Origin of the sequence: Cytobacillus sp. FSL H8-0458, from assembly GCF_038002165.1 — a bacterium.
Classification (GTDB): Bacteria; Bacillota; Bacilli; order Bacillales; family Cytobacillaceae; genus Cytobacillus.
On record NZ_JBBOBR010000001.1, the window covers coordinates 2975551 to 3000560 of the forward strand.

A 25010-nucleotide genomic window follows, 5' to 3' on the forward strand; every position below is an offset into this window, starting at 1 on the left:
GCTGTTCAGAATAGGCTCAAATAAAGATTAGCAAATGAGGAATGATCATGTCAGTTTCTTTATTGCCTATTACGATTGTTCCGGTAAAAATGTTTCAGGAAAATCAATTTCGCATTCAAATTAGCCATTCTCTCGTACATTACTGGAATATTGATCTGCAAATGCCCCATTTGCTGCGGATCGGCAAGCAAGCCATTCAGGTAACCATTGAAGGAGCAAACATTACGAAAGATGAAATTATTTTCTGTGAACGGCTTTTTCAGGAATGCTGCCTGCCAATGGAAGATCTCCATTTTGTCGCCAGTTACTCCAGAAAGGACTTTACTATTACTGCCGGGCCGGTTATAGGACTGATGACGGATTTTAATGAAAGTAGCGAAGATCCTGACTTCCGATCTATTCATTCTTTTTGCGAAGAATTGCATGAGGTTGTTTCCGGCCTGCGCGGATATTTTTATGTATTTCATTTTCGGGACTGCAGCCAAGGCAAGCTGCAGGGTTACTGTCTGTGTGAGGGAAAATGGATAAAGCGTCCCGTACCTTTGCCGAGCGTAATTTATAACCGGATTCACTCCCGAATACTCGAAGCAAGTTCAACTTTTCAAACATTTAAAAATAGCATGATAAACTATAACATTCCAATGTTTAATGACCGTTTTTTATCGAAAAAGGAAGTTCATAACCTCCTCTTTTCTGAGGATCATATGCATCCCTATCTGCCTGATACATCCATTGCAGATGAACAAACCATCAAGGAAATGCTGGCCAGACACAGACTAATATTCCTTAAGCCCATACACGGCAGCCAGGGACGGAATATTATCAGACTGAGTATACACGGCGAAGAAATCATGACAGAACTATCGACCGGAAACGGCAGGGAAAATACGCTCACATTCAAAAATTATGACCGTTTTGCACAATGGTTTCAGCAGTACCTAAAGAAAACAATTTTTCTGGCCCAGCAGGCCATACCTCTGCAAACTTATAAAAACAGGCAGCTTGATTTCCGCGTGCTCTGCCATAAAAACTTTCAGGATATCTGGAGGGCAACTTCTGCAGTGGCAAGGATTTCTGCAGACCAGCAATTTGTTTCCAATATTGCAAGAGGCGGAGAGATTATGAAGCCTCTAAGGATATTCACGATGCACTCTGATCAGAAAACAGCGGTTCAGCAGCTGTCGTTACTGAAGGAGCTTGCAGTTGAAACAGCAACAATCATCAGCCAGAAATGCGAAGGTCTTGTTGGAGAACTCGGGATTGATATTGGATTGGACACTAACGGAAAACTTTGGATCATTGAAGTAAATTCTAAACCCTCCAAGAACTTCGAAGACAAAGAAAAAAGAGTAAGACCCTCTGCCAAGGCACTGATCGAATATGCTACGGCTTTATCTTTTATACAAAAAGGAGGATTACAGCATGCTTTCATTCGGAATCATGACCTTAAACAAACGGAGTGAACAGCCATACTTTATGGAATTGGCCAAAAGAGCCAATAAATATAATCTTAATTGCTTCAGGTTTGTGCCTACAGATATCAATCCTGTTTCAGAAAGGATTGCAGGTGATTCCTATAACCCTTCTTCAGGAGAATGGGAGCCGGCAGAGTTCCCTGTGCCGGAGATCCTTTATGATCGCTGTTTTTACAGAAATGACTCCCACTCAAAACAATGTATATCCATCGTGAATTGGCTGAAGGCAAGAAATGACATCCAGTTCCTTGGCTACGGATTGCCTAATAAGCTTGAATTATATGAAATTCTCTCCTGCTCAAACATATCACCCTATTTGCTGAAAACTGCACAATTTACCGGAGCTGACAGTTTCATAAACAGCCTCATTCCTGATCAGCCCTGCATTCTTAAACCTGCAAGCGGGTCACAGGGACATGGAATCTATTATATTGAGAAAACGGGCAAGGATATTCTTGTTAAAACAGATAAAAGGAATGCCCTGGTTTCACGCACCTTTGAAACCGAAGAAAAGGCAGCTGGATTGCTGAATAAATTGACCGCAAAACAGCAATACCTTATCCAGCCATATGTGAATCTATCAAACAAGAACGGTCAGCCCTTTGATATAAGAATATTGCTTCAAAAAGACAGGAATGGTGCCTGGAAGGAGCTGGGCCGGGGCATTCGCACAGGCAGAGAAGGAGGCATCGTCTCCAATTTAAGCGCTGGCGGCAGCAATATTTCTTTTGAGGAGTGGATCACTCAATACCCATCTTCATTAAAGAGCTTTCTTTCCGATGAGCTTTATGACATTATCGATACACTTCCTGCTGCCCTTGAACGAAAGCTTCCCCCGCTATTTGAGATGGGAATCGATATTGGAGTGGAAACTAACGGCTCTATTTGGATACTGGATATTAACTCAAAGCCAGGAAGGAAAACCATCCTAAACAGCCAGCCTGAGAAGGAGGAAGAGTTATATACCGCCCCCCTTCTCTATGCCAAATTCCTGGCAGCCAATAAGGAAATGGAAAGGAGAACGAATCATGAGAAAACAATATCAAATTGAAATATCCGATTCCGCCTCCAAAACAGTTTATATTCCAAATGAGCTGAACCTTCATACTCATTTGACGAAACTGGCATTTGGCACTCATTCGGCAGATTCTTCTTTCTTACTCCAGAAAACAAAGAAAAATTCCATCATCATAAGTAAAGATGTGGCCGAAGCAATTCATTTCCCTGATCTCAAGATTCCTCTGCATGCATTTGCCAATAAGGGTACTCTGTACCTCGGCCCGCTCGTAGGTATCTTCACATCAGGATTCACCTCCTTTCCTTTAAGGCCGGTTGGGGATCGGACCCTGTTTTTTGCCAAACTGCTTTCAGTCAAAAAAACGGTTGGTGCAATTCCGTTTTTATTTGGTGACCAGCAAATCAACTGGGAAAAAGAAACCATCCTGGGGCTTTTTTATCATGAGGAAGGCTGGGAAACCTTTGAAGTCCCTTTTCCGAATGTTGTTTATGATCGGCTTCCCAACCGAAGAAGTGAAAAAAGGAATGAGCTTAAGGAAGTTCGCGGCCGTCTTCAGAAAGACTATTTAATTCCCTGGTATAATCCTGGTTTCTTTAATAAATTGGATGTTTATGAAAGACTGCAGAACGATGATCATATTAGTCATTACTTGCCGGAAACCCACCCTTTTTCTTCATTTTCTGTAATTGAAAGAATGCTGGCTAATTATGGCCATGTTTTCCTAAAACCTATTAATGGAAGCCTTGGGCTTGGGATTCATCAGATTATTTATGATAAAAAGGATGGGTATTATTACTGCCGATATAGAGTGCGGGACGAAAATCGGCTGAGAAGGTTTAACACTTTGGAAAATTTAATGCGGAATGTTTTTGCGGGCCGAAGTTTAAGCCGGATGCTGGTTCAGCAGGGAATTCATTTACTCCGCCATGAACAGAGAGCGATTGATTTCAGGGTTCATACAAATAAAGATGAGAATGGGGAATGGAAAGTAACCGCTGCAGCCGGAAAAATGGCTGGACCCGGCAGTGTTACAACTCATGTGAAAAGCGGAGGTGAAATAAAAATCCTTGAAGAAGTATTTGAATCGGATGCAGAAAAAAAAGAGGCAGTAGCGAAGTTAAGTGAGGCAGCACTTAATATCAGCAAGGCACTGGAACGAAACATGGAAGGTATAATCGGTGAAATCGGCTTTGACTTTGGATTGGACCGAAATGGCCATGTGTGGCTGTTTGAAGCAAATTCAAAGCCCGGAAGATCCATATTCAAACACCCTCAGCTCAGGGAGTTCGACTTTCTTACCCGCAAGCTTTCACTTTCATTCGCCGTTTTCCTTGCCGAGGCATCTATTATGAAGCCTCAGGAAATAGTGAGATGAAGGTTTATTATGACTGGGCCAGCAGGACCTGGTTCAGCAGCAGCTGCTGTACCCTGGGGAGCAATCACCAGCCTTTAAGCATTTATAGCCCGCAGGCGGCACGAGATTCGTTTTCCTTTTCGTTATCCTTGCAGAACGGTAATGCAGGACCGGTGATTGGCATTCTGACCGGAAAAGGAAAGGATCAGTCCATTGCCGGCAATGGTCCTTTATTTAAGGCCCTTCAGAAAAGCATCCTGCAAAAGAGCGGGGTTTCCTATGTATTTACACCAGAGGACCTGAAGGATAATTCCGTGAACGGCTATATTTATATTCCAAGGCAGGATAAGTGGATTGAAGCCAGGTGCCCCCTTCCACATCTTGTCTACAACAGGGTGCCATTCCGCAAACTTGAAAAAACAGAAGATTTTCATAAAGCAAGCCGTTTTTTTAATGAGCACGCTATTCCATTTTTCAATCCGGGCTTTCTCGATAAATTCGGAGTTTACCAGCTATTGAAAGACCATCCTCCCCTGAAGGATTATATTCCTGAAACCATTCTTGTCACCGGGCCAAAGGCTCTTAAGGATTTTCTCAGCAGGTATAATAATATCTATTTAAAGCCTGCAAACGGGTCCAAAGGCAAAGGAATATACCAATTGATCCAGCTGGAAAAAAGCATCTCATTAAACGGTCTGCACGATTCATTCAGTTATGCTGATTATGATCATTTCTGGAACCAATGGGACACTCAACTGACGAACAAACCATATTTAGCACAGAAAGCGATCACCCCTGCCAAAATAGAAGGCAAGCGATTTGATTTTAGAATCTTAGCCCATTTCAGCGGAGGCAGCTATTCGGTTTCAGGGATTGGCATTAGGCAGTCTCAGGAACAGGACATTACAACCCACATACCGAATGGCGGGGTAATGATTCCATATGAAAGTGTCCGCACAAAAGAACATGATGCGTTTATTCATACTGCTGCATCGGAGGCAGGAAATCTCCTTGAGAAGACGAAAGGTTTTCATGGAGAATACTCAATTGATGCCGGATTAACTGATCAGGGCACTTATGTGATTTATGAAATAAATTCAAAGCCGATGAGTTTTGATGAAGTCTGGATAGAAGAAAAAAGAATTGAAGAACTGACCCGCTTATTTATTTCATTGTCCGGGTTCTAGAATGCTAATAAAAATAGCCGTACACCCACAGGGTGTACGGCTATTTTTATGCGATTTTTTCCAAGTGTCCCTGTCAAAGGATTAATAAGTCGTTACAGGGCTTTTCGCTGTCTTAACGCTATCCTTTTTAGAGGCACTGCCGGCGAAAGATTTAAACTGGTCTTTAAGCTTTTGGCGTGACTCCGGGTTTCTCATTAAATAAGCTGCTCCAAGGGCCATGGCTGACATCATAAATTTGTTGTTTCTTTTCATCCTTTTTGCCTCCTTTTAATGTTAAAATGTTTCTACATCTGTTCCATTCCCCTTTTCAGGAACATTAAACGGGATATTACAACATCTGGAGGAATCCTAATGCTGACACACTTTCAATTCAAACCTTTATATGAAAACAAACAATTGCCGGGATGGACATTTTCTTTTTACTTCAAAAAGCAAAAAATTGCCGGCATCTATCATCCTAATGGAAAAATTGAATGGACATCCGGAGATCCTTCCGGCCAGGAGGAAGACCTGAAATCCCAGATTCATGAATTGATGTTATTTCATGTATATGAATAAGAAAAAAATTAGAGGATTCATGCATGACGATAAAGCTCTTTTGGAAAAATAATCCCGCCAGGATATTTTATTTAAAGGAGCGATTTACACATGAATAAAAAACGCAAGGTTTCAGAGGACGTCCAGTATGAAGGCAGGGACAAAGCTTATATGGATATAGACAGAATCATAAACGAGGGTCTTTCCGGAGGTTCGGTCCATGGGCGCGGTGATGATGTTAATATCGAACAAGCCAGGGAACTGCATGAGGAAGAACCTCCATTCGAGGCAGAGTAAAAATAAGAGGCACCTGAAGTCAGGTGCCTTATATAAAGATTAAATTGAATTTATTCTGCAGTTAGATAACTGTCTAGCTCCAGGCGCCATCGGCTCGAGGTCATAAGCCAATCCGGCCAAAAGGTTAAAGAACAACCTTTCAGCCAGCTCGTCTTATGCTTGTCGCCGAAAAGCAGGCGCCTTCCGCTTTTCTGGTCATCTGCTTTTCACAATCATGTTCACTGCTTCCTGGATTGCATCCTCCGCATTTTTGCCTTCATTATTTGCTTCACGGATGCATGTCTCCAGGTTTTTAGCTACAATATATCCCATTGCTCGGTCAACTGCAGAACGGACAGCAGATAATTGTGTAACAACATCCTTGCAGTGTTTTTCTTCTTCCATCATTCGGATCACACCCCGCACCTGGCCTTCCAGCCTTTTCAAGCGGTTTTTCATTTCAGGTGTATATTCCATGAGTCTCACTCCTCATACTCTCATTTCCCTTTATAGAAGCATTCACAGATTAAGTTAATTTTTTCAATTAAATTATAACTGCTATAATATAAGAAACACAAAAATTTATCAAACCAAAGGGTAAAGATATGTTAAACAAATTACATGACCGGTATCCGGGCTCTCAACTTCAACTTAAAAAACCTGATCTTAGCTTTAATTCTGATATGTACTGGTTTCATCATGAGGAGTCAGGCCAATGGCTTGGCATTCCAGCTCAAGAGGTGTCTGCAGATAGTCTGATGGTCTTGAAGACTTTGTTTGAATTCCATGACAGTTCCATTCACCTTTCCCCTGCTGCCCAAGCCTGGTTTCAATACTTATTTTCAAATGGGAATCATCCGTCATTCGCAAAAGATGTTCCGTACAGGCTGGTTCAATTCAAAATGTCTGAGGGCGAATGGATACGTGAGGATATGGAAGCTGCTTTTAGAGGTTTTTTTGAAAAGGACATAACGATTTTATGGAATGGGGAAGCCACAGGGGTCATCATTGAGGAAGATAACGACTCTCTTGCCGAAGAAGACTTCCTTGCTGTTTCCAATGCTTTAGAAAGTGACTTTTTTGTAAAGACAGCCTTTTACATTGGCATTCCCAATAGGGCGGGAACTCAATTACACAATCTTTTTAAAGAAGAACAGCTTCTATTCGAGCAAGCCTCCTCTTTGCTTCCGGCTGAAAGAGTGCTGAATTTTGAAAAGCTTTTTCCTTCTCTTGTCACCGGGAATCTGGATGCAGTTATAAAAAAGAGCCTGCTTTCACGCCTTTCTTTACTGGTAGAAGACCCTGAACTCCTGCACACCATAAAAGTGTTTTTACAGAACAGCTCTAACGTTTCATTAACTGCGAAAAAGTTGTATATCCACCGGAATACTCTGCAATACAGGCTTGATAAGTTCACAGAGAAGACCGGTATTCATTTGAAGGACTTTAACAGCGCGCTGACTGTTTATTTAGCCTGTTTGCTGATTGAGCAGGCATGATTTGAGCACATTGCATAAAAACGCTTTCAGTTTTTTTGTGCAGTTTGGCCATATGGGAAAACCGCAGTATCCTTTAAACTGTATTTAAGAAAAAGATTATTGGGAGGTTACCCTGATGGCAGAATTAAAACTCGATAATATTTATAAAATTTATGATAATAAAGTAACAGCTGTAGAAGATTTTAACCTTCATATTAAAGATAAGGAATTTATTGTTTTTGTCGGTCCTTCCGGCTGCGGTAAATCTACAACTCTCCGTATGATTGCAGGTCTTGAGGAAATTTCAAAAGGCGACTTCTATATCGATGAGAAGCGTGTCAACGATGTTCCTCCAAAAGATCGTGATATTGCAATGGTTTTCCAAAACTATGCACTTTACCCGCATATGTCCGTGTACGATAACATGGCTTTCGGCCTTAAACTTCGAAAGTTTCCAAAAGATGAAATCGACCGACGTGTAAAAGAGGCAGCAAAAATTCTGGGGCTGGAGCCTTATCTTGACCGCAAGCCAAAAGCACTGTCAGGCGGACAGCGCCAGCGTGTAGCTTTGGGCCGTGCGATTGTCCGTGATGCAAAGGTATTCCTCATGGACGAGCCTTTATCAAACCTTGATGCAAAGCTTCGTGTTCAAATGCGTGCAGAAATTGCCAAGCTTCACCAGCGTCTTCAAACAACAACTATCTATGTAACACATGACCAGACAGAGGCAATGACAATGGCTACCCGCCTTGTTGTTATGAAGGATGGGGTGATTCAGCAGGTTGGCGCACCAAAAGAAGTTTACGAAAAGCCCGAAAACGTTTTTGTAGGCGGATTTATCGGCTCACCTGCCATGAACTTCTTTAACGGAACGCTTGAAGACGGCAAATTTATTATTGGCAAAACTCAGATTGCAGTCCCTGAAGGTAAAATGAAGGTTCTTCGTGAACAGGGATATTCAGGCAAAAACATTATCCTGGGCATTCGACCGGAAGATATTCACGATGAGCCGGTATTTATTGATGCATCTGCCGGTTCAAAAATCAATACCCGCATTGACGTTTCCGAACTGACTGGTGCTGAAACAATGATTTACTCAAGCATCGAAGGCCAGGATTTCGTTGCACGCGTGGATTCCCGCACAGATATTAAGCCGGGCCAAAACCTTGAGCTTGCTTTCGATATGAACAAAGCTCACTTCTTTGATGCAGACCATGAAAGAAGAATCCGTTCTGAAAAAGAATAACATTTAAGCCCCGTCAAAGCTGACGGGGTCTTTTTAATACGGTCTGCCTGCAGTGCCTTTTCTCCCGCTGTCACAAGGTGCTGCCGCTTTTCTATAATCATTTTACTCTTTGATAAACATTACCGAATCATGGCCGCATGATGGACACTTCAGCAAATGGGGACATTCCTCCTGCTGATAATCCCGGGGATAGCCATCTTCCATTTTCATCTGGTCAATTGGCATATAAGCACTATAATCATCGTAAAAGTCCATTACTCTTCCACTGTCCTCCATCCTGCTTCCGCAGGAGCTGCAGGCTGCTTCGAGTTTCTCAAAGCCGTTGCAGACTGGGCAAATAGCCATTCCAATCCTCTCACTTTCGTTTTCTTTGCTGATATTTATTATGATTTGTCTGTTTAATCTTCGTTATGTAAGACTCTTAATCAGAGGATTTTATCAGGAAAAAATTCCCGATTTTCTGAAAGAATAAACTTTTATAAATCAAACATAATAGAGAGTAAACACAGCGGCACCAAGTGCCCGCAGTGAAAAACGATGGGTTACGCCAGGCAGTGGAGCAGGATAAAATCCTTACGCTGGTGCAATTCCAGCTAACCCAGCCAAAAACCAATACACTTAAAATTTCGAGGAGGAAATCACATGAACAACCAATCATCTAGCAGAAGCAATTCCTCAAACCAATTACTAGTACCAGGAGTAGCTCAAGCACTTGATCAAATGAAGTACGAAATCGCTACTGAATTTGGTGTAAACCTTGGTGCAGAAACAACTTCCCGCGCTAACGGATCTGTTGGGGGAGAAATCACAAAACGCCTTGTACAAATGGCTGAACAACAGCTTGGCGGCGGTTCTTTCTAATAAAGCAAGATAACAATTGAATAAATATGGCTTTGGCCCTCCTTCTTGAAAGGGGGGCCATTTTAAATTTAGACCATCTTTTCGGGCACAACCCAATTCTCATATTGTTCTTCCGTAATATAGCCTGTCTTTAAGGCTGCTTCTTTCAAGGTTGTATTCTCCCTGAATGCGAGTTTGGCAATTTCCGCTGCTTTTTCATAGCCAATATGCGGATTGAGTGCTGTTACAAGCATTAGTGATCTCTCAACATGGCCAATAATCACTTCTTTATTAGCCTCCAGTCCCATCATGCATTTTTCATTAAAAGAGGCCATTCCATCTGAAAGAATACTGATGCTTTGAAGAAGATTATAGATAATAACAGGCTTGAACACATTCAATTCAAAATTCCCCTGACTTGCCGCGAATCCAATGGAGGCATCATTTCCAAAGACCTGGCAAACCACCATCGTAAGGGCTTCGCTTTGTGTCGGATTTACTTTGCCAGGCATGATAGAACTGCCTGGTTCATTTGCCGGGATCGATAACTCCCCAATTCCGCTGCGCGGCCCGCTTGCCAGCCAGCGGACATCGTTGGCTATTTTCATCAGATCTGCTGCAAGCCCCTTCAATGTCCCATGAAAATGGACAATTTCATTATGGCTGGTCAGGGCCTGAAATTTATTGTCAGAGGAACGGAACGAATAGCCTGTAAGTCTGGAGATTTCGTTTGCCATTTCAGATCCGAATGACTTCTCTGCATTAATGCCCGTTCCGACTGCTGTACCGCCAATGGCTAAATCAAGCAGATACTGCTTTGCGTCCTTCAGCATTTTTTCATTCTTTTCAAGCATGGCACGCCAGCCGCTGATTTCCTGACCCAATGTAAGAGGAGTTGCATCCTGTAAATGGGTCCTGCCTATTTTGACGATTGTTTTAAAGGCCTCTTCTTTCGATTTAACCGTCCTTATTAATTCCTTTAATGACGGAAGCAGCTTTTGCTCCGCCTCCGTATAAGCTGCGATATGCATGGCAGTCGGAAATGTATCATTGGAGCTTTGAGACATATTGACATCATCATTTGGATGCACTTTACTGTCTCGAATCCCCTTCTCTGCCAGCAGTTCATTTGCCCTTTTGGAGACAACCTCGTTTACATTCATATTTGATTGTGTGCCGCTACCTGTCTGCCATACAGCCAGAGGAAAGTGGCTGTCAAACTTATGGTTTAGAACTTCATCACAGGCTCTTGTGATAGCTTCCATTTTGTCATGGGAAAGCTTCCCAAGCCTGTTGTTGACAACTGCAGCAGAACGCTTTACCTTGGCAAAGGCATAAATTACTTCCATCGGCATCTTTTCAATGCCGATTTTAAAGTTATCCTTACTCCGCTGTGTCTGGGCTCCCCAATATTTATCAGCGGGCACCTTTACTTCGCCTAAAGTATCTTTCTCAATTCTAAAATCAGCCAATTTCATACCTCCTTAAATGATTATTATGATTCCTTTATATTCTTTTCCCTTATTTTCAAAATTTAATGATAAAAATCAGCATAAAAAAAACTGCCTGGCTGGAACAGCAGGCAGCTATGCTTTTATAATTGTATACCCAATAAAGTATCCAAGCACCATAATACTTGCTATCACTAAGGTAATGGAAAATTCCTCCATAAAAATCTCCTCCAGATATGTGTGATAACATAAGATTATCATGTATATCGGATTACAAATTCTTTATACCAGTACTATTCTGTGTCTGAAAAATGAATTTTTTTTGAACAAATCCCTTTTAGGATAAAACCATATTTAAAAAGATAACGCCATCCGGCGCTTCCCTCTATCCAGCAAGTGTTGACCCCTGCTGAAGCTGATACATCTGATAATATTTGCCCTTTTGCTCCATTAACTCATCATGGTTTCCTTTTTCAACGATCCTGCCCCTATCCAGAACGAGGATTTGGTCAGCATTTCGGATTGTTGAAAGCCGATGGGCGATGATAAAGGTGGTTCTTCCTTTTTTCAGCACGTCCATGGCTTCCTGGATAATTAATTCTGTCTCAGTGTCTATGCTTGATGTTGCTTCATCCAGTATCAGGATGGCCGGATCAAAAGCAAGGGCACGAGCAAACGAAATGAGCTGCCTCTGCCCGCTGGAAAGCGTGCTGCCCTTCTCGATAACCGGCTCATCAAAGCCTTTTTCAAGATGCTGAAATATCTTATCTGCTCCGACATCCTTCAGGGCTTTTTCCACTTTCTCCCGCGATATTTCAGGGGCATCAAGACCGACATTGGAAGCAATGGTCCCCGTGAACAAAAATGGATCCTGGAGGACGATGCCCATATGCTTTCTTAGCTCCTGCCTTGGAATCTGCTTTATATCCATGCCATCGATCATAATCTTTCCTTGCTGGCAATCGTAAAAACGGAAAAGAAGATTCATGATCGAACTTTTACCTGATCCGGTATGGCCTACCAGCGCAACTGTCTCTCCGTGCTTTGCTTCAAAATTAAGATCCTTCAGCACATATTCCTTCTCCTTATAGCCGAAGTGCACATGATCAAATGTAACATTCCCTTTATAGCGGGATATATTATTATCACTGATATCAATGCCTTCTTCATCAAGCAGTTTGAAGACTCGTTCACCCGCAACCAATGCCTGTTCAAGATTGGCCAATTGGTTGACAATGCCCTGCACAGGCTGAAACAGACGGTTAATATAGTCTACAAAAGCATAAAGCATCCCAAGTGAAATGACAGCTGCTGCATTGAGCGACTCTCCTCCGAAGTACCAGATGAATGCAACAAAAACCACATTTCTCAACACGCCCACTAAATTATGCGATGTAAGTGAATTAAGGCTCAAAAGTTTATTTTGAAAGGTAAAATGCTCTGTATTCAGCTTTTCAAAATCCTTCTGTGTATCTGTTTCGCGGCCAAACGCCTGGATAATGTTCATTCCCTGTATCGATTCGTTAACCATGCCATTGATATCACTCACCCTGGAACGGATAACGTGGTTGTATTTTGATGCATACTTACGGTACACAATCGCCCATACATATAAAATTGGGAGCAGGATTAAACATATCGCAGCAAGCTTGGCATTCAAAATAAACAAAGCGATATAAATACCTGAAATATATATGGCACTTGTAAAAAAGGTTGCCAATACGGTCACATAAAGCTCACGTATGGCTTCGGTATCATTAGTTATACGTGCAACCACCTTGCCTGCCGGAAGATTATCAAAATAACTGATTGGCAGCCTTTGTATCTGCCCAAAGACATCCTCTCTCATTTGCTGGATAATCCTATTTGCTGACTTTTGCAGAAAAAACCTCTGACCGTACTGAAAAAATGCAGCGATAACCAGTAATCCAAAGTAAAAGGCCAAAAGCTGAACAATTTTAGGAATCTCGGGTGAATAGAATAGCATCAATTCTTTACCAGTCAATACCTTCCCTGCATAGGTTTCGGTTTGGCCGCTTTTTTCAATAAAGAGTTTGCCCTCTTTGAAGGTTCGCTCTCCATCAAAAGCAATGTCACCCCTTATAAAGACGAATTGGCTACCAGCCTGCAGGATGCGTGCCTGATCTATTTTCCGCTCACCCTGATCAAGGTTTTGCTCCTTTTTGTAAAACTGACCATCATACTCCACACCATCTTTTCCGTCTTCTGTCTGATACCAGACAGATTCTATGCCAAGGATATGGTCATCAATCATCTTCTTCGCGATGAAAGGCCCCGCCAGATCTGCTGCTACAGCGACTGTAAGCATCAGCAGTGCAGCAATAATCGTTTTTTTATAATGAAGTGCATACTGGAATAACCGCTTTCCTGTGGTCATGAAAGCACCTCCTCTTCAGCAGATGTTTGAGTCTGCTGCCTCAAAAATTGTTCCTTGTACCATCCATTCATAGCCATTAGGTCTTCATGAGTGCCTTCTTCTGCTATCATGCCTTCATCAAGGACGATAATTTGATCGGCGTGCTGGACTGCTGACATCCTGTGAGTCGTAATGATCGTCGTTTTCCCTTTGCGCTCAGTCCGGATATTATCAATAATTTTCTTCTCTGTTTTAGCATCAACGGCTGAAAGAGAGTCATCAAGGATCAGAATTTCCGGATCCTTCACAAGGGCACGTGCAATCGAAATCCGCTGTTTTTGCCCTCCTGATAAGGCCACTCCTTTTTCACCGACCATTGTTTCAAGCCCTTCCGGCAGAAGCTCAAGGTCTTTTCGGAAAGCTGCCAAATCAATCGCTTTTTGCATATCCTCTTCAGTTGCTTCCTCTTTTCCAAAAAGGATGTTTTCCCGTACAGTCCTGGAGAAAAGAACATGATCCTGTGGAACATAACCGATCCATCCCCTCGTTCTTTCAAGCTCCTGTTCTTCAATCGGAACATCAGCAATCGCAAGCTTCCCTTTGCCGGACGGATATTCTCTTAATAGCTGCTTTATAAAAGTGGTCTTCCCGCTTCCTGTTTTTCCTACAATGCCCAGCGTTTCCCCGCGTTCAATATGCAGCTTAATCCCTGTGAGATTAGCCGTTTTTGAGGAAGGATATTGGAAATGAACATCCTTGAAGATAACATTGGCAGGGACATCAACGATAGACGGGTTTTCAGGATTCACAATATCCTGCTTAGCGGACAATGTTTCCTGTACCCGGTCAAGGGAAGCATTTCCCCTTTGCATGACATTAATTAATTCTCCAATAGCAAACATTGGCCAAATCAGCATGCCTAAATACACATTAAAGGACACGAGCTGGCCAAGGGTGATGGTTTGGTGGAAAACAAGATAAGCACCGTATCCAAGTCCTATCAGATAGCTTAGGCCCACAATCACCTTTATCGTCGGCTCAAATAGTGAATCAATTTTGGCCACTTCAATATTTTTGCTGTATACATCTTCAGTGAGTTCATGGAAACGCTGCTGATCTGCTCTTTCCTGAACATAAGCGCGCACCACCCGAACTCCCGAAACAGATTCAAGAACCCGGTCATTTAGTTCCCCGAAGGCATCCTGTGCGCTCATAAACCGCGTATGAATCTTCTTCCCGTAAATTTTTATCAGATAGGCCATGATAGGCAGAGGCAATATTGCAGCAAAGGTTAGTTTCCAGCTAACAAGAAATCCCATCGTAAACAATATTGTCAGCATAAATACACTGGAATCCACCAGTGTTAATATTCCGAAACCGGCCGTTACCGAAATAGCTTTTAAATCATTTGTTGCCCTGGCCATTAAATCGCCGGTCCGGTTTTTCTCGAAAAATGTTGGGGTCATTTTCAATAGGTGACCCATAAACTGTGAACGCAGTTTTCTTTCAACCAGGAATGCCCCCCCGAAGAGCTGGTACATCCAGATATAAGTTATTGCGTAGGACACGATTGTGATGACTGCCAATAAACCAAGGTATTCCATTATTTTAGCACTGCTCATCTGACCCAAGTGGATATCATCAATTGCCATTCCCACAAGCCTTGGAGGCATGACATCAAGAATTCCGACAATGATCAGCAGAGAAATGGCAATTGTATACCTTTTCCAGTTTTCTTTAAAAAACCAGCTTAATTTTCCCAAAATCGAAAACAACGTTCTCTCCCCTTTCCGGTATGAAGCTCACGTTTCTAATGAGAGCTTTCATACATAAACCAGCAGCAAATTCATAACTAGCCTCCATCCAGATCCTCCGGCAAAATTGTTTTTCTTTTCATTCTTACGGCATTCATAAAATTTTCCTCCTTTTTTGTATAGCTGCCGAAAACAGCCGCTCTTAAAACTTAAATATATGGAAACAGGCAATGCCTGTATTTCCTATTGGTGATAATTGATAATTGAGACGAAAAAAAGACATACCGCGGCATGCGATATGTCTTAAGAGACAAAAAAGCCCACGTTACGAAATGTAACCTGTGCTCCTTCAAAATAAATGTGCAGGCAGATCCTGTTTACATTTTTAAATGTTCTAAAGGAGAGGTTACAAACTTTAATTTTTGTGTTGTTGTTTGATGATGAATTAAGATCATTTTGTAGCCCTCCTTTTCATTTTTTTCCATATTGGTAAGATTATCACCGCTTACACTAAAAGTCAATCAGCTTTTTACCTACTTTTAAAAATTTTCTGTCATCGATATATTAAAAAAAAGGATCCACTGGGATCCTTTACGAAGCCAATCTTCTTTTTTGCCCGTTGATGAAGTCGATGGTTATCCTGTTAAAGGCATCAGGTTTGTCAATGTTGCATACATGTCCTGCACCTGTAATGATTTTGACTGAAGCTGTTTTAGCTTTTTGGGCAATGCTTTTTACAGACTTAATAAACAAATGGTCTTCCTGTCCCATAATAAAAAGGGTAGGGATGTGAGAAATGCTGGATTGGATTTTTCCCAGGTACGGATTAACCGATTTTGTTAAGGACAGCCAGTTGATGAATTCTTTTTGGCACATTTTTGCTGCCTGCCTTACAAAGGCATGTCTTGATTCAAGATGGTTTCTTTTTGGCATGATAATCCAAGCAAAAAGCTTATAAAGCAACATATATGGCAGCATATACTTAGTCAAATTAGCAATTGCTATCAAAAACCTTGTGCGCCAGTTCAATTCAGTAATGGCACCGCCCAGAATCATGGAAGCAACTCTTTCCGGATGATTCTGCGCGATTGTCTGTATCACTATAGTCCCAAGCGAGATTCCGACAAAGTGGGAGTCTGTGATATGAAGATGATCGAGCACATCCACTATATCCTGAGAAACTTCTGTAAAATGATCTCCTTCTTCCCAGGTGCCCCTTCCAGATTGACCATGCCCCCGCAGATCGACCAGCAGAACATTGAAATGCTTTTTGTACTCTCTCATTTGTTTATACCAGATTGCAGAGCTGCCCCCTGCACCATGAACAAAGGTAACCCATGGCAGGGACTCATCTTTCACATACGTACGGTAATATAGCATATATACTCCAATCCACATTCTAGTGTCATTTTCTTAGTTTTGTTTTTAAAGAAGTTTCATTCTATTGTAAAGGATTTCGGCGAAAAATGCTTATAATATCACAAAAAATTCACTAGATTCTTTTCAAGTATTTTCTGCCAAATATTCATAAACAAACCTTTCCCTATTTAGGACATTAAAAAACCAGCTAATTCTATGTCAGCTGGTTCTTCTCCTGCTATTCTTCAATTATTGCTGCAGTCCCATAGGCTATGATTTCCGCAGCATTCTGCATAACTGCTGAGGTTTGCAGCCGCATTCCGATGATTGCGTTGGCCCCTTTTGCCTTTGCATCTTCAACCATTCTGCCAATTGCCTTCTGTCTGGCTTCATCCATCATTTCAGTATATTCGCCAATTTCTCCGCCTACAATTGTTTTCAATCCAGCCAGAATGTCTTTTCCTATATGCTTGGTCTGGACTGTACTCCCCCTTACAAACCCTTTAATTTCTTTAATCTCTTTTCCGGATACCGTATCAGTAGTCACGATAATCATTTTGTTCTTCCTCCTCTTTTTCTCTTTTTCTCTCAGCTATCAGCACAATAAATAACGCAATGATCATTAAAGCATACAAAATATAAAACATAATCGCAGCCTTAATATTAATAAACAGCATGGCAATCCCGAGAAGCTGGCCGCCGGTTGCTGCAAGAAGCAGCATCTGCTTTAATTTTTTCATCCTTCCATCCCTCAATCAATCTTTTTTCTGCCAAATCTTTCTGACGAAAATCAAGTAAAACAGCGTTGGCATTGGCGCCTGAATTAAACCGATAATTCCCCATAGCCAATAATTGTGGCCGTGCTTTCTTGCATCAAGGAATAGGAACGTACTCTGTGCTATTAAGATGACTCCCACAATAATCAGCAACGGAAGAGATATTTCTCCGCTGTTCATGTGCCATTCACCTGTTTCACGAAGCTGACTGAGCTATAGGCCATAATAAAAACTGTGACAATTCCCTGCAGAATAAAAAATACAGACGGAACCTGATACAGCATGAATAATACAGAAGTTACAATGAGGAGTGCAGCAACAAAGAAGATAGCTAACTCCCTGATCAATTTCCTTTTCATTGCCTGTTTTTGGTCTGCAACTAAGTTTTCAAAAAATTGCAGATCAGGTGTATGTACCTGGACGTTTTCTTCCAGCGTTTCCAATACGTCTTCTATCTCCTTAACTGCAGCCAATAACTGCTCATCTTGATGATCTTGTTCCAGCTGCAGCACTTTCCTGTTCGCCATGAAGCTTCAACTCCTCTCTTACAGACATGATTCCATTGTGCACTCTTGATTTGACAGTGCCTGAAGATATGTTCATCATTTTTCCAATTTCCTCATACGAGTAGCCATAATAATGTTTAAGAACAATAGGTATCCTAATCTCGTCTTTTAGTTTTCCCAATGCGGATAAGGCATCATTCCATTCTTCATTTCGGCTTTCAAGATGCCATTTCATGCGTCTGAAAACTTCTTCCTGTGCTTTCCAGTTCTTCTCTCTTTTCGACTTTCGCTTCTGATCAATATACAAATTCGTAGCAATGGTTATCAGCCAGGAGGAAAATTTCGATTTGCCATTAAACAGGCCGATTTTTTCAACACATTTGGCCATTGTTTCCTGAGCAAGCTCTTCTGCTGCATCAGGATTCATTGTGATTTTGATTAAGTATTTAACCAGAAAGGGATAGTTATTTTTAAAAAGCATGGCAAAAGCGAGCTGATCGCCTCGTTTGGCACTTACTATAAGGTCTTTCTCCTCCATCAGCTTCTTTCCTCTCTTCTTATCATCCCATTGTTCTCTGTTTATTTCACTCATAAGACGTTCAAAAGATGAAAAGGTTCATTATTTTTTAAAATTATTTTTTATACATAAAAAGCCCCTGTTATAGGGGCTATTCTGTCTTGTATTACATTATACTGCACCAGTCTGTTCCAAAGAATGTGCTTCACCGGTTTTTTCTGATTTTTTCGTTAATCCCGGTAGAACGATGCTGTAAAATAAACCGACAAGTGCTAAACATCCGCCTACCATCCAATAAAGCATTTCCACTTTGAGGAACCCTGGAAAGCTGACGGCAATAAACCCGAGTGTTATGGATTGAGAAAGCATCATCAGCGGACTTATCCATCCCTGTACTCTTCCCATCATCTTCGGATCAACAATGCTTGGCATCCAGCCGCCAATTGCAATGTTCACTAAAGGAAGCCCAAAAGCTGCAGCAAATAATAAAGATAGGAAAATAAACGTGTTCTCTGCAAAAGAGGCAGCAATGATGAAGCTTCCGGATAACAGCAGTCCGGCAATGATCAGCTGATAAAGTTTGAATTTTTGAGTAAGCAAAGAGGCCACAAAGCTGCCAAGCAGAACGCCAATCCCAAAAGTTATTCCGAGCAGGACTGAGTATTCCTCATAGGATTGCGGCTCGAGTTTGTATTTCAGCATAAAAATAGGCATGACTGAAAATCCGCCGTTTACCACTCCGAAAACGAAAAAACCGACAAGCAAGGCAGATAATAATTTGTGCTGGAGAATATATTTTATCCCCAGATTAAAATCCTTGAAGACAAGCGGGATATTCAAGTCTTTAAGACCATGTGCGCCATTTGGCAGACGGACCTCTTCAGGTATGCGGCAGGATTTTATTAATAATGCACTGATGATAAAGGTAAGTGCATCAGCCACAATCGCACCGTATACTCCCACTGTCCAGTAGGCAAAAATGCCAAGGCCGTTTCCGAACAGCATGAAAAGACTCATCACCACCTGATTAAGGCCTGCAGCAGTTGTATAATCTTCACTTTTCAATATGCCTTGGATCATTGCATGTTCAGCGGGAAAGAAAAACTTCTGAATGGCACTCCTCAGGAACAATACTGTAAATACGAGCGGCATCCAGCCAATAATAATAGTCAGTAAAAGCACAATTGATAATAACGTGCTTATCCTATCACAATGATAAGCTATTTTCTGGCGATCCATCCTATCTGCAAACACTCCAACTAAAAAAAACACCGCCAGGGTCGGAACAGAGAACATCAATTCAGTTAATGTGGCATAAAAAGGCTGTTCCGAGAAACGATCCAGCAAATAAAACATAAATGCTGTTAAACCAATCGTGCTGCCCATCTGAGAAGTAAAGTTGGCGAAAAATAATTTCACATAATTGGCATTTTGAAATATCACTATAAATTTCTTCATCCCTTTTACCTCAGTTTCCCTGTTTATATCTCTACTATAAATTGCCCCAAACAGTTGATAAAGCGGCTTTTGATGGTTTTTATCTCATTCTGCAGACTGATGGTGCCTCAACCCCTAAATACGGATGATTTATAAAGGTAATTATTCACACTTGAACCTGGGTGGTTTACGGATTTGAATACCGGGGTAATTCCATAGTACAACCACATCATTAATCGATTAATATATAAAATACTTTTTTAAAAGGAGATTTTTAAAATGAAAGAAATTATTTCTAGTAATGTATTAGTTCGAAACAAGTTCACAATGAAGAAAATGCTTGAAATTTACCAGGCGTCAAAACAATTTGAAGGCACCACTTATCTCTACAGCAAGCACAAAGCGGTGGATGCCTCAAACCTTTCTAAATTAGTGTCTTTCCTTTTAACAGTGAAACCGCAAACGAGTCTGAAAATCATTGTGGAAGGAACTGAAGTCCAGAACCATCTGGAGCATATCAAAGACATGTGCAGCAACCATGTTTCTGTACTTCGCATGTCAGAAAAACGCTTAATCAATACAGCTGAAACAATTCAGCTATAATTGACTATTTTATTGCAGAGTGAATGGAGTGAAAATAGATGATACGTACAATTTTTATGGTAGTTGGTGCGATTGTGGTAATTGGAGCACTAATCAGCTGGTTATTCTAAATTATTTCTATTAAAAAAGGCTGAATGGCCTTTTTTTTTGGCTCTTTTCGTATATATTACTGTTTTTCAGCCATCAATGTTGTCCGTTGATTTCCGCTCCAGGCTGCTCAGCGAACCGCGGGACAGGCGGTGAGCCTCCTCGACGCTCCGCGTCTGCGGGGTCTCACCTGCCCTGCTACTCCCGCAGGACTGTGAATAAGCTTCCTTGAGTAAACACCGCATGAAGAAAATGCGAATGCATTTTCGAGGATCTCCCACCTTCCGCTCCAATCAACTCAGTAGATACGAGGAAAAAGCAACAAACCTTGCGAAAACAAACTTTATTTATATGCAATGGCAATTGGCTGATAAAATCCAGACTCTTCAGGGAGGAGCCATTTGATCTGCCGAAAACCAGCTTTGCGCAGGTAATTGTTTAACTCTTCCCTTCTGTAGGCCCTATACTGAGAAAGTCTTTCTGACACAGACCAGGTTCCGTCCTTTTCCACCATTGTAAAATGCCTCAAATTATATATATCAGAACTCAAATGCCAATCCCAAAGCTGAAAGGTTATGGTGTGATCCCTTTTGGCAGGCAAGGTGGACGTTGGCCTTTCTTTATGTATTTCATCATAATTCCTGATTGAAAAGAGAAAAATGCCTTTCTCGCTGAGTAAACTGTAAACTTCTTTAAGTGCCTTGATGCATTCTTTTTCGGTGATAAGGTGCGGCAAGGCGTTATCCATCGAGATAATGGCCTGAAAAGATTCACTGTGCACAGATGACAATGCCCTCATGTCTGCCTGAAAAAATTGGATGTTCAGCTGTCTCAGCTCTGCTTCTCTTTTTGCCCTATCGATTGACTTTCCACTAATGTCTGATGCAGTTATTTTGTACCCCTTTTTGGCCAGAGCTAATGTTTGAGTCCCTATTCCGCAAGAACAATCCAATAAAGATGATGTGTTTTTTATTCCTTCTGCCGATAAAAGTTGATCCAGTACATCACCCTGTCTGGCAATGGAACGATCCCAATTCTCAAATATTAAGTGATACTCTTCCGCTAATTCATCATAAAATTGTTCTGCCATATAGATGACCTCCTTAAAAAAAGAGTACAGCTTTTCACTGTACTCGTAAAATGTATTAATCATGCTTCTTTTCTTTATCTTTCTTGTTATCTTTATCTTTTCCTTTACCTTTTTCTTTCCCTTTATCCCATTTCTCTTTCCATTTCTCTTTTTCTTTTTCAATTTTTTCTTTTATCTTCTCTGTTTCTTTTTTTATGTTGTCTTCCCATGCTTTCCTTTGCTGCTCCCTTTGCCTCTGTTCCATCAGGCCGGCAATATGAGGGACATTAAATGACTCTGCTTCCTGATTTTTCAGGGCTTCTGACATGATTGCCCGGAATATCGGAGCCGTGCCTTCACTGCTGGAGGTAGTAAGATAATTATTTGCATCTGTCTTATCATGGCCTACCCACACAGCACCTACCAGCTGTGGTGTGTAGCCGACAAACCATTGATCTTTAACTCCGTCAATGCCTTCGATGGTCATTTGTGTACTGCCTGTTTTCCCTGCAACTTCTCTGCCTGGTATTTGGGCAGCCTTCCCTGTACCATGCTGAACTACCCCGAGAAGCATGGTTGTCACTTTATCTGCAACATCCTTGGAAATGACTCTTGTATTCTCACCTTTCCACTCTGCTACTGTGACTCCATCTTTATCAACTATTTTTGTAATGGAGTGGGCTTCCGGCCTCTCTCCGCCATTTGCAAATACAGCATAGGCCTGTGCCATGGTCAGAGGAGAAACTCCTACACTTGTGCCCCCAAGAGCAAGTGCAAGATTCTGATTGATGGCTTCTTCAGGTATACCAAACCTCTTCGCCGCATCTACCCCTTTTTCAACACCAATCTCATCCAAAAGCCATACAGCAGGAACATTCAAAGAGTCCTTGACTGCTTCATACATTGGCACATTACCCCGGAACTGGCCATTATAGTTATTCGGCTCATAATCTTTGCCAAATGTCATTCTTTCATCTTTAAGTTCATCTGTGATTTTCCAACCCGATTCCAATGCTGCTGCGTATGGTACAATCGGCTTCATTGTCGATCCGGGCTGGCCTACTTTATGAACGGCACGGTTATGGCCAAGAAGGGTATGTTCACCTCTTCCACCTGCAAGGGCACGGATTCCTCCATTCTTTGGATCCAGAAGTATGGCTCCGCTTTGCACCTGCTGATCTCCCGTCCCTTTAGGAAATAATTGATCATTTGTGTAGGTTTCTTCTACACTGCTCTGCATCTCCTGATCAAGCTCAGTATATATTTGATACCCTTCACTTAAAAGCTCATCAAGCGAAATATTGTATTTGTTAATCGCCTCTTCCAGAACAACGTCTACATAATAAGGGAATTTCCCTTTAAAGGGATCACCGCCGCTGTCTTCAAAAACAAGCTTTTCATTTTTGGCTTTTTCCCATTCCTTTTCAGTAATAAAGCTGTGTTCCTTCATACGATCAAGGACGGTATTCCTTCTCTCTATTGCCTTTTCTTCATTTTGGTAAGGATTGATGGCTGATGGGGCTTTAACCAGCCCTGCAAGCAATGCTGCTTCACTAATGGAGAGATCCTCAACATCTTTTCCATAGTACTTCATCGCCGCACGTTTGATCCCCCATGCGCCTTCCCCAAAATAAACCTGGTTTAAATACATTTGAAGAATTTCGTCTTTGCTGTATTCCTTTTCAATTTCAAGGGCAAGGAAGAATTCTTCCAGTTTTCTCTTGTATGTTTTTTCTGAAGACAATAGCGCATTTTTGGTCAGCTGCTGGGTAAGCGTACTGCCGCCCTCGACTATTCCGCCTGCTTTCACGTTTGTAAAGAAGGCCCTGGCTATTCCTTTTAAATCAATGCCCCCGTGTTCATAAAAACGGTGATCTTCAATGGCAATAACAGCATTTTTCATATGATCAGGAATTTGATCAATGGAGATGCCTTCATTTTTATTTGCTGAGATTTTACTGGCTACTTCCCCATCGGCGTCATAAATGACCGTGGATTGTGCAAGCCCTGCTTCGAGTGCACTTATATCCGCATCCTTATATGAAAAATAGACGAAGCTTAAGAAAGCCAGGACCAAAGTAGATGCAAGCAATATGGATACCTGTGTAAGGTGCAGCTTATTCCAAGTGGACTGAAACTTTTTAATAACTGAAGTTTTCTTTCTCATATTTCCTCCAAATTCTTGCTGATGATTAATTTGCATTTGTACGGAAGTCTTCAGATTACACCGATAACAGCATAACTTCAAAGAATATGATTTTATATAGTATTTTGTTTCCATGCAAACTACTGCCGGACATATAAATATACCCTGGAACTTCCAATGATACTCTTCACTGCTGAAAATATGCATTAGAATTTACGGATACCGGTCATTTTTTATGGGGGTATATTAAGTTTTCAAGCTCTGAGGTTTTTTATGATTTACTCTTCGCAGCTGAGGGTATATAAACAATAAGTTTCCTTACCTTAAGAAGGAGTGAACACTGATGAATTTTAATAAAATTGTATTGGGCTATGATGATACAGACGGAAGCAGACAGGCTTTGGATTTGGCAATCGGATTAGTTAAACAAAACCCTGAAGCTCAACTCCTGGTTGCTCAGGTCTTTGAAGAAACAGTTGAAAATATTCCCATAAACAATGAAAAAGCAGTCGAGCCTGTAAGAACAAATGGCTATATGCTGGAGGGAATTCAGATCCCCCCTCTTCCGGTATATCATGATGAATCCTCTTCCAATACACATGCAAGAGTAAAGCATAGTGTGGACAATACTTTTTACAATGCCAGGGAAATTCTTGAGCCTTACAGCATTAATGCAAAGTTCGATGTTATTGAGGGAAGCCCGGCAGAAAGCATATGTGAATATGCAGCGGCTGAAAACGCCGATTTAATTATTGTTGGAAACTCAGGCAAAGGCGGAATTAAAAAGATGTTCCTTGGGAGCACCAGTACAAAAATTGCCAGAAATGCTCCTTGCCCGGTGCTTATAGCTAAAGAGAAGGAAAATCCGAAAATCCCTTAAAACAGAAAAGCAGCCCGGCGGCTGCTTTTTTATGTGAATAAAGCTATTATTGGTGAAGGTCTTAATTCTCGGCTGCCAGCTCCTCAAACCGTTCTTTAGAAGACATTTCGTCGAAACTGCTGTAAATTCTAAAATGGTCCTGATCAATAATCCGGTAGTGCTGGCTAATGATATTCTGCTGAAGAATCAAACCGTTGCTTCTCTTTAATTCCCTCCACCAGAGCTTCCCGCCAAGGGTCTTTTCCTTCCTATAATCGATTCCTTCTCTGGCAATAGTCTCCAGAACTTCAAGTGGTTCATTTCCAAACAAAAACCGGACTGTTTCCGTTTCCCTGAATAATGCACAAACAGCTACCACGGTCGACCAGCCTGCCTCTGCTCGCCCTTTCTCAATTTGAACCAGGGTCTTTTTTGAAACACCAATAATTTCCGCCATCTTATCCTGTGTGTATCCTGCCTCTGTACGAATAAGACGGATCTTATCTGAAACTTTCAGTATGATTTCATCTCTAGTCAATGCAGCTTCATTCCCTTTTTGTTGTTGGTGTAAATTTACACCTGTTTCTATATTATAAAAGAAATAATGACCATTTTACAAATAAAAAACTGTCTTTTTCTTTAACTATACCAATTATCA

Annotated in this window: 27 protein-coding genes; 11 read left to right on the forward strand and 16 right to left on the reverse strand. The window is 41.4% G+C overall.

Annotation, left to right across the window (positions count from 1 at the left end; all coding sequences use genetic code 11):
- The first annotated feature begins 47 nt into the window (after positions 1-47).
- The 4 genes from NYE23_RS14510 to NYE23_RS14525 are packed head-to-tail and all read left to right on the forward strand — an operon-like array spanning position 48 to position 5034.
- Positions 48-1463 carry a YheC/YheD family endospore coat-associated protein gene (locus NYE23_RS14510; RefSeq protein WP_341078863.1) on the forward strand — a complete coding sequence of 472 codons (1416 nt, stop codon included), beginning with the start codon at positions 48-50 and terminating at the stop codon, positions 1461-1463.
- Positions 1423-2526 (forward strand): YheC/YheD family endospore coat-associated protein, encoded by a 1104-nt coding sequence (locus NYE23_RS14515; RefSeq protein ID WP_341078865.1) that lies wholly within the window; start codon positions 1423-1425, stop codon positions 2524-2526. Before NYE23_RS14510 ends, NYE23_RS14515 begins: the two co-directional genes overlap by 41 nt.
- A complete protein-coding gene (locus NYE23_RS14520) occupies positions 2504-3868 on the forward strand; it encodes a YheC/YheD family endospore coat-associated protein (RefSeq protein WP_341078867.1) in 1365 nt (454 codons plus the stop codon). Before NYE23_RS14515 ends, NYE23_RS14520 begins: the two co-directional genes overlap by 23 nt.
- Positions 3865-5034 (forward strand): YheC/YheD family endospore coat-associated protein, encoded by a 1170-nt coding sequence (locus NYE23_RS14525; RefSeq protein ID WP_341078869.1) that lies wholly within the window; start codon positions 3865-3867, stop codon positions 5032-5034. The genes NYE23_RS14520 and NYE23_RS14525 overlap by 4 nt, the downstream gene beginning before the upstream one ends.
- Positions 5035-5115: 81 nt before the next feature.
- On the opposite strand, the gene NYE23_RS14530 is transcribed toward NYE23_RS14525, so the two are convergent.
- Positions 5116-5286 carry a hypothetical protein gene (locus tag NYE23_RS14530; RefSeq protein WP_341078870.1) on the reverse strand — a complete coding sequence of 57 codons (171 nt, stop codon included), beginning with the start codon at positions 5284-5286 and terminating at the stop codon, positions 5116-5118.
- Between the two features lie 99 nt (positions 5287-5385).
- On the opposite strand from NYE23_RS14530, the gene NYE23_RS14535 reads away from it, so the two are divergent.
- Positions 5386-5592 carry a YheE family protein gene (locus tag NYE23_RS14535; protein WP_341078871.1) on the forward strand — a complete coding sequence of 69 codons (207 nt, stop codon included), beginning with the start codon at positions 5386-5388 and terminating at the stop codon, positions 5590-5592.
- A gap of 90 nt (positions 5593-5682) precedes the next feature.
- Positions 5683-5868: a hypothetical protein gene (locus tag NYE23_RS14540; RefSeq protein WP_341078873.1), complete on the forward strand. Its 186-nt coding sequence runs from the start codon at positions 5683-5685 to the stop codon at positions 5866-5868.
- Positions 5869-6063: 195 nt separating this feature from the next.
- On the opposite strand, the gene NYE23_RS14545 is transcribed toward NYE23_RS14540, so the two are convergent.
- Complete coding sequence (locus NYE23_RS14545; protein ID WP_035326844.1) at positions 6064-6324, reverse strand: metal-sensitive transcriptional regulator; 261 nt, start codon at positions 6322-6324, stop codon at positions 6064-6066.
- Positions 6325-6452: 128 nt separating this feature from the next.
- On the opposite strand from NYE23_RS14545, the gene NYE23_RS14550 reads away from it, so the two are divergent.
- Together NYE23_RS14550 and NYE23_RS14555 are read left to right on the forward strand one after the other, a co-directional pair.
- Positions 6453-7346 carry a PucR family transcriptional regulator gene (locus NYE23_RS14550; protein ID WP_341078874.1) on the forward strand — a complete coding sequence of 298 codons (894 nt, stop codon included), beginning with the start codon at positions 6453-6455 and terminating at the stop codon, positions 7344-7346.
- A 115-nt stretch (positions 7347-7461) separates the two neighbouring features.
- The gene (locus tag NYE23_RS14555) at positions 7462-8571 is read left to right on the forward strand and encodes an ABC transporter ATP-binding protein (RefSeq protein ID WP_341078875.1); all 1110 of its coding nucleotides are present in this window, start codon (positions 7462-7464) and stop codon (positions 8569-8571) included.
- 102 nt (positions 8572-8673) lie between these two features.
- Here NYE23_RS14555 and NYE23_RS14560 read toward each other — a convergent pair whose 3' ends face one another.
- Complete coding sequence (locus NYE23_RS14560; RefSeq protein WP_341078876.1) at positions 8674-8916, reverse strand: hypothetical protein; 243 nt, start codon at positions 8914-8916, stop codon at positions 8674-8676.
- Positions 8917-9213: 297 nt separating this feature from the next.
- Here NYE23_RS14560 and NYE23_RS14565 point away from each other — a divergent pair, with 297 nt between their 5' ends.
- A complete protein-coding gene (locus tag NYE23_RS14565) occupies positions 9214-9432 on the forward strand; it encodes an alpha/beta-type small acid-soluble spore protein (RefSeq protein ID WP_035326833.1) in 219 nt (72 codons plus the stop codon).
- A gap of 68 nt (positions 9433-9500) precedes the next feature.
- On the opposite strand, the gene fumC is transcribed toward NYE23_RS14565, so the two are convergent.
- The 10 genes from fumC to NYE23_RS14615 all read right to left on the reverse strand — a co-directional run bounded on the left by fumC (position 9501) and on the right by NYE23_RS14615 (position 19609).
- Positions 9501-10883 carry a class II fumarate hydratase gene (fumC, locus tag NYE23_RS14570; RefSeq protein WP_341078877.1) on the reverse strand — a complete coding sequence of 461 codons (1383 nt, stop codon included), beginning with the start codon at positions 10881-10883 and terminating at the stop codon, positions 9501-9503.
- Between the two features lie 364 nt (positions 10884-11247).
- Positions 11248-13260, reverse strand: coding sequence for an ABC transporter ATP-binding protein (locus NYE23_RS14575; protein WP_341078878.1), 2013 nt, complete (start codon positions 13258-13260; stop codon positions 11248-11250).
- Positions 13257-15014, reverse strand: coding sequence for an ABC transporter ATP-binding protein (locus tag NYE23_RS14580; protein ID WP_341078879.1), 1758 nt, complete (start codon positions 15012-15014; stop codon positions 13257-13259). The genes NYE23_RS14575 and NYE23_RS14580 overlap by 4 nt, the downstream gene beginning before the upstream one ends.
- A 570-nt stretch (positions 15015-15584) precedes the next feature.
- Positions 15585-16373, reverse strand: a complete 789-nt coding sequence (locus NYE23_RS14585) for an alpha/beta fold hydrolase (protein WP_341078880.1) — start codon at positions 16371-16373, stop codon at positions 15585-15587.
- A gap of 217 nt (positions 16374-16590) precedes the next feature.
- Positions 16591-16908: a YbjQ family protein gene (locus NYE23_RS14590; protein WP_048011864.1), complete on the reverse strand. Its 318-nt coding sequence runs from the start codon at positions 16906-16908 to the stop codon at positions 16591-16593.
- Positions 16889-17092, reverse strand: coding sequence for a hypothetical protein (locus NYE23_RS14595; protein ID WP_197200846.1), 204 nt, complete (start codon positions 17090-17092; stop codon positions 16889-16891). The genes NYE23_RS14590 and NYE23_RS14595 overlap by 20 nt, the downstream gene beginning before the upstream one ends.
- Before the next feature lie 15 nt (positions 17093-17107).
- On the reverse strand, positions 17108-17308 hold the full coding sequence (locus NYE23_RS14600; RefSeq protein WP_341078884.1) for a sigma-Y antisigma factor component: 201 nt from the start codon (positions 17306-17308) through the stop codon (positions 17108-17110).
- On the reverse strand, positions 17305-17655 hold the full coding sequence (locus NYE23_RS14605) for a YxlC family protein (RefSeq protein ID WP_341078885.1): 351 nt from the start codon (positions 17653-17655) through the stop codon (positions 17305-17307). The genes NYE23_RS14600 and NYE23_RS14605 overlap by 4 nt, the downstream gene beginning before the upstream one ends.
- Positions 17609-18172, reverse strand: coding sequence for an RNA polymerase sigma factor SigY (gene sigY / locus NYE23_RS14610; protein WP_341078887.1), 564 nt, complete (start codon positions 18170-18172; stop codon positions 17609-17611). The genes NYE23_RS14605 and sigY overlap by 47 nt, the downstream gene beginning before the upstream one ends.
- A 150-nt stretch (positions 18173-18322) precedes the next feature.
- Positions 18323-19609 carry an MFS transporter gene (locus NYE23_RS14615; protein ID WP_341078889.1) on the reverse strand — a complete coding sequence of 429 codons (1287 nt, stop codon included), beginning with the start codon at positions 19607-19609 and terminating at the stop codon, positions 18323-18325.
- Positions 19610-19867: 258 nt separating this feature from the next.
- On the opposite strand from NYE23_RS14615, the gene NYE23_RS14620 reads away from it, so the two are divergent.
- Complete coding sequence (locus NYE23_RS14620; protein WP_197207770.1) at positions 19868-20191, forward strand: HPr family phosphocarrier protein; 324 nt, start codon at positions 19868-19870, stop codon at positions 20189-20191.
- A gap of 430 nt (positions 20192-20621) precedes the next feature.
- Here NYE23_RS14620 and NYE23_RS14625 read toward each other — a convergent pair whose 3' ends face one another.
- Both NYE23_RS14625 and NYE23_RS14630 read right to left on the reverse strand, forming a co-directional pair.
- Entirely contained in the window at positions 20622-21368 is a 747-nt protein-coding gene (locus tag NYE23_RS14625) for a class I SAM-dependent methyltransferase (RefSeq protein WP_341078893.1), read from the reverse strand.
- Positions 21369-21423: 55 nt separating this feature from the next.
- Positions 21424-23514 carry a transglycosylase domain-containing protein gene (locus tag NYE23_RS14630; RefSeq protein WP_341078894.1) on the reverse strand — a complete coding sequence of 697 codons (2091 nt, stop codon included), beginning with the start codon at positions 23512-23514 and terminating at the stop codon, positions 21424-21426.
- 322 nt (positions 23515-23836) lie between these two features.
- Between NYE23_RS14630 and NYE23_RS14635 the strand changes: the two genes are divergently transcribed.
- On the forward strand, positions 23837-24373 hold the full coding sequence (locus NYE23_RS14635; RefSeq protein ID WP_341078895.1) for a universal stress protein: 537 nt from the start codon (positions 23837-23839) through the stop codon (positions 24371-24373).
- 61 nt (positions 24374-24434) lie between these two features.
- Here NYE23_RS14635 and NYE23_RS14640 read toward each other — a convergent pair whose 3' ends face one another.
- Positions 24435-24890 (reverse strand): helix-turn-helix transcriptional regulator, encoded by a 456-nt coding sequence (locus NYE23_RS14640; protein ID WP_341078896.1) that lies wholly within the window; start codon positions 24888-24890, stop codon positions 24435-24437.
- Between the last annotated feature and the right edge of the window lie 120 nt (positions 24891-25010).

What these genes read in the sequence shown, in the direction of transcription:
- NYE23_RS14510 (WP_341078863.1), top strand. Translation starts at nt 48, where the DNA reads ATGTCAGTTTCTTTATTGCCTATTACGATTGTTCCGGTAAAAATGTTT.
- NYE23_RS14515 (WP_341078865.1), top strand. Translation starts at nt 1,423, where the DNA reads ATGCTTTCATTCGGAATCATGACCTTAAACAAACGGAGTGAACAGCCA.
- NYE23_RS14520 (WP_341078867.1), top strand. Translation starts at nt 2,504, where the DNA reads ATGAGAAAACAATATCAAATTGAAATATCCGATTCCGCCTCCAAAACA.
- NYE23_RS14525 (WP_341078869.1), top strand. Translation starts at nt 3,865, where the DNA reads ATGAAGGTTTATTATGACTGGGCCAGCAGGACCTGGTTCAGCAGCAGC.
- NYE23_RS14530 (WP_341078870.1), bottom strand. Translation starts at nt 5,286, where the DNA reads ATGAAAAGAAACAACAAATTTATGATGTCAGCCATGGCCCTTGGAGCA.
- NYE23_RS14535 (WP_341078871.1), top strand. Translation starts at nt 5,386, where the DNA reads ATGCTGACACACTTTCAATTCAAACCTTTATATGAAAACAAACAATTG.
- NYE23_RS14540 (WP_341078873.1), top strand. Translation starts at nt 5,683, where the DNA reads ATGAATAAAAAACGCAAGGTTTCAGAGGACGTCCAGTATGAAGGCAGG.
- NYE23_RS14545 (WP_035326844.1), bottom strand. Translation starts at nt 6,324, where the DNA reads ATGGAATATACACCTGAAATGAAAAACCGCTTGAAAAGGCTGGAAGGC.
- NYE23_RS14550 (WP_341078874.1), top strand. Translation starts at nt 6,453, where the DNA reads ATGTTAAACAAATTACATGACCGGTATCCGGGCTCTCAACTTCAACTT.
- NYE23_RS14555 (WP_341078875.1), top strand. Translation starts at nt 7,462, where the DNA reads ATGGCAGAATTAAAACTCGATAATATTTATAAAATTTATGATAATAAA.
- NYE23_RS14560 (WP_341078876.1), bottom strand. Translation starts at nt 8,916, where the DNA reads ATGGCTATTTGCCCAGTCTGCAACGGCTTTGAGAAACTCGAAGCAGCC.
- NYE23_RS14565 (WP_035326833.1), top strand. Translation starts at nt 9,214, where the DNA reads ATGAACAACCAATCATCTAGCAGAAGCAATTCCTCAAACCAATTACTA.
- NYE23_RS14575 (WP_341078878.1), bottom strand. Translation starts at nt 13,260, where the DNA reads ATGACCACAGGAAAGCGGTTATTCCAGTATGCACTTCATTATAAAAAA.
- NYE23_RS14585 (WP_341078880.1), bottom strand. Translation starts at nt 16,373, where the DNA reads ATGCTATATTACCGTACGTATGTGAAAGATGAGTCCCTGCCATGGGTT.
- NYE23_RS14590 (WP_048011864.1), bottom strand. Translation starts at nt 16,908, where the DNA reads ATGATTATCGTGACTACTGATACGGTATCCGGAAAAGAGATTAAAGAA.
- NYE23_RS14595 (WP_197200846.1), bottom strand. Translation starts at nt 17,092, where the DNA reads ATGAAAAAATTAAAGCAGATGCTGCTTCTTGCAGCAACCGGCGGCCAG.
- NYE23_RS14600 (WP_341078884.1), bottom strand. Translation starts at nt 17,308, where the DNA reads ATGAACAGCGGAGAAATATCTCTTCCGTTGCTGATTATTGTGGGAGTC.
- NYE23_RS14605 (WP_341078885.1), bottom strand. Translation starts at nt 17,655, where the DNA reads ATGGCGAACAGGAAAGTGCTGCAGCTGGAACAAGATCATCAAGATGAG.
- sigY (WP_341078887.1), bottom strand. Translation starts at nt 18,172, where the DNA reads ATGGAGGAGAAAGACCTTATAGTAAGTGCCAAACGAGGCGATCAGCTC.
- NYE23_RS14615 (WP_341078889.1), bottom strand. Translation starts at nt 19,609, where the DNA reads ATGAAGAAATTTATAGTGATATTTCAAAATGCCAATTATGTGAAATTA.
- NYE23_RS14620 (WP_197207770.1), top strand. Translation starts at nt 19,868, where the DNA reads ATGAAAGAAATTATTTCTAGTAATGTATTAGTTCGAAACAAGTTCACA.
- NYE23_RS14625 (WP_341078893.1), bottom strand. Translation starts at nt 21,368, where the DNA reads ATGGCAGAACAATTTTATGATGAATTAGCGGAAGAGTATCACTTAATA.
- NYE23_RS14630 (WP_341078894.1), bottom strand. Translation starts at nt 23,514, where the DNA reads ATGAGAAAGAAAACTTCAGTTATTAAAAAGTTTCAGTCCACTTGGAAT.
- NYE23_RS14635 (WP_341078895.1), top strand. Translation starts at nt 23,837, where the DNA reads ATGAATTTTAATAAAATTGTATTGGGCTATGATGATACAGACGGAAGC.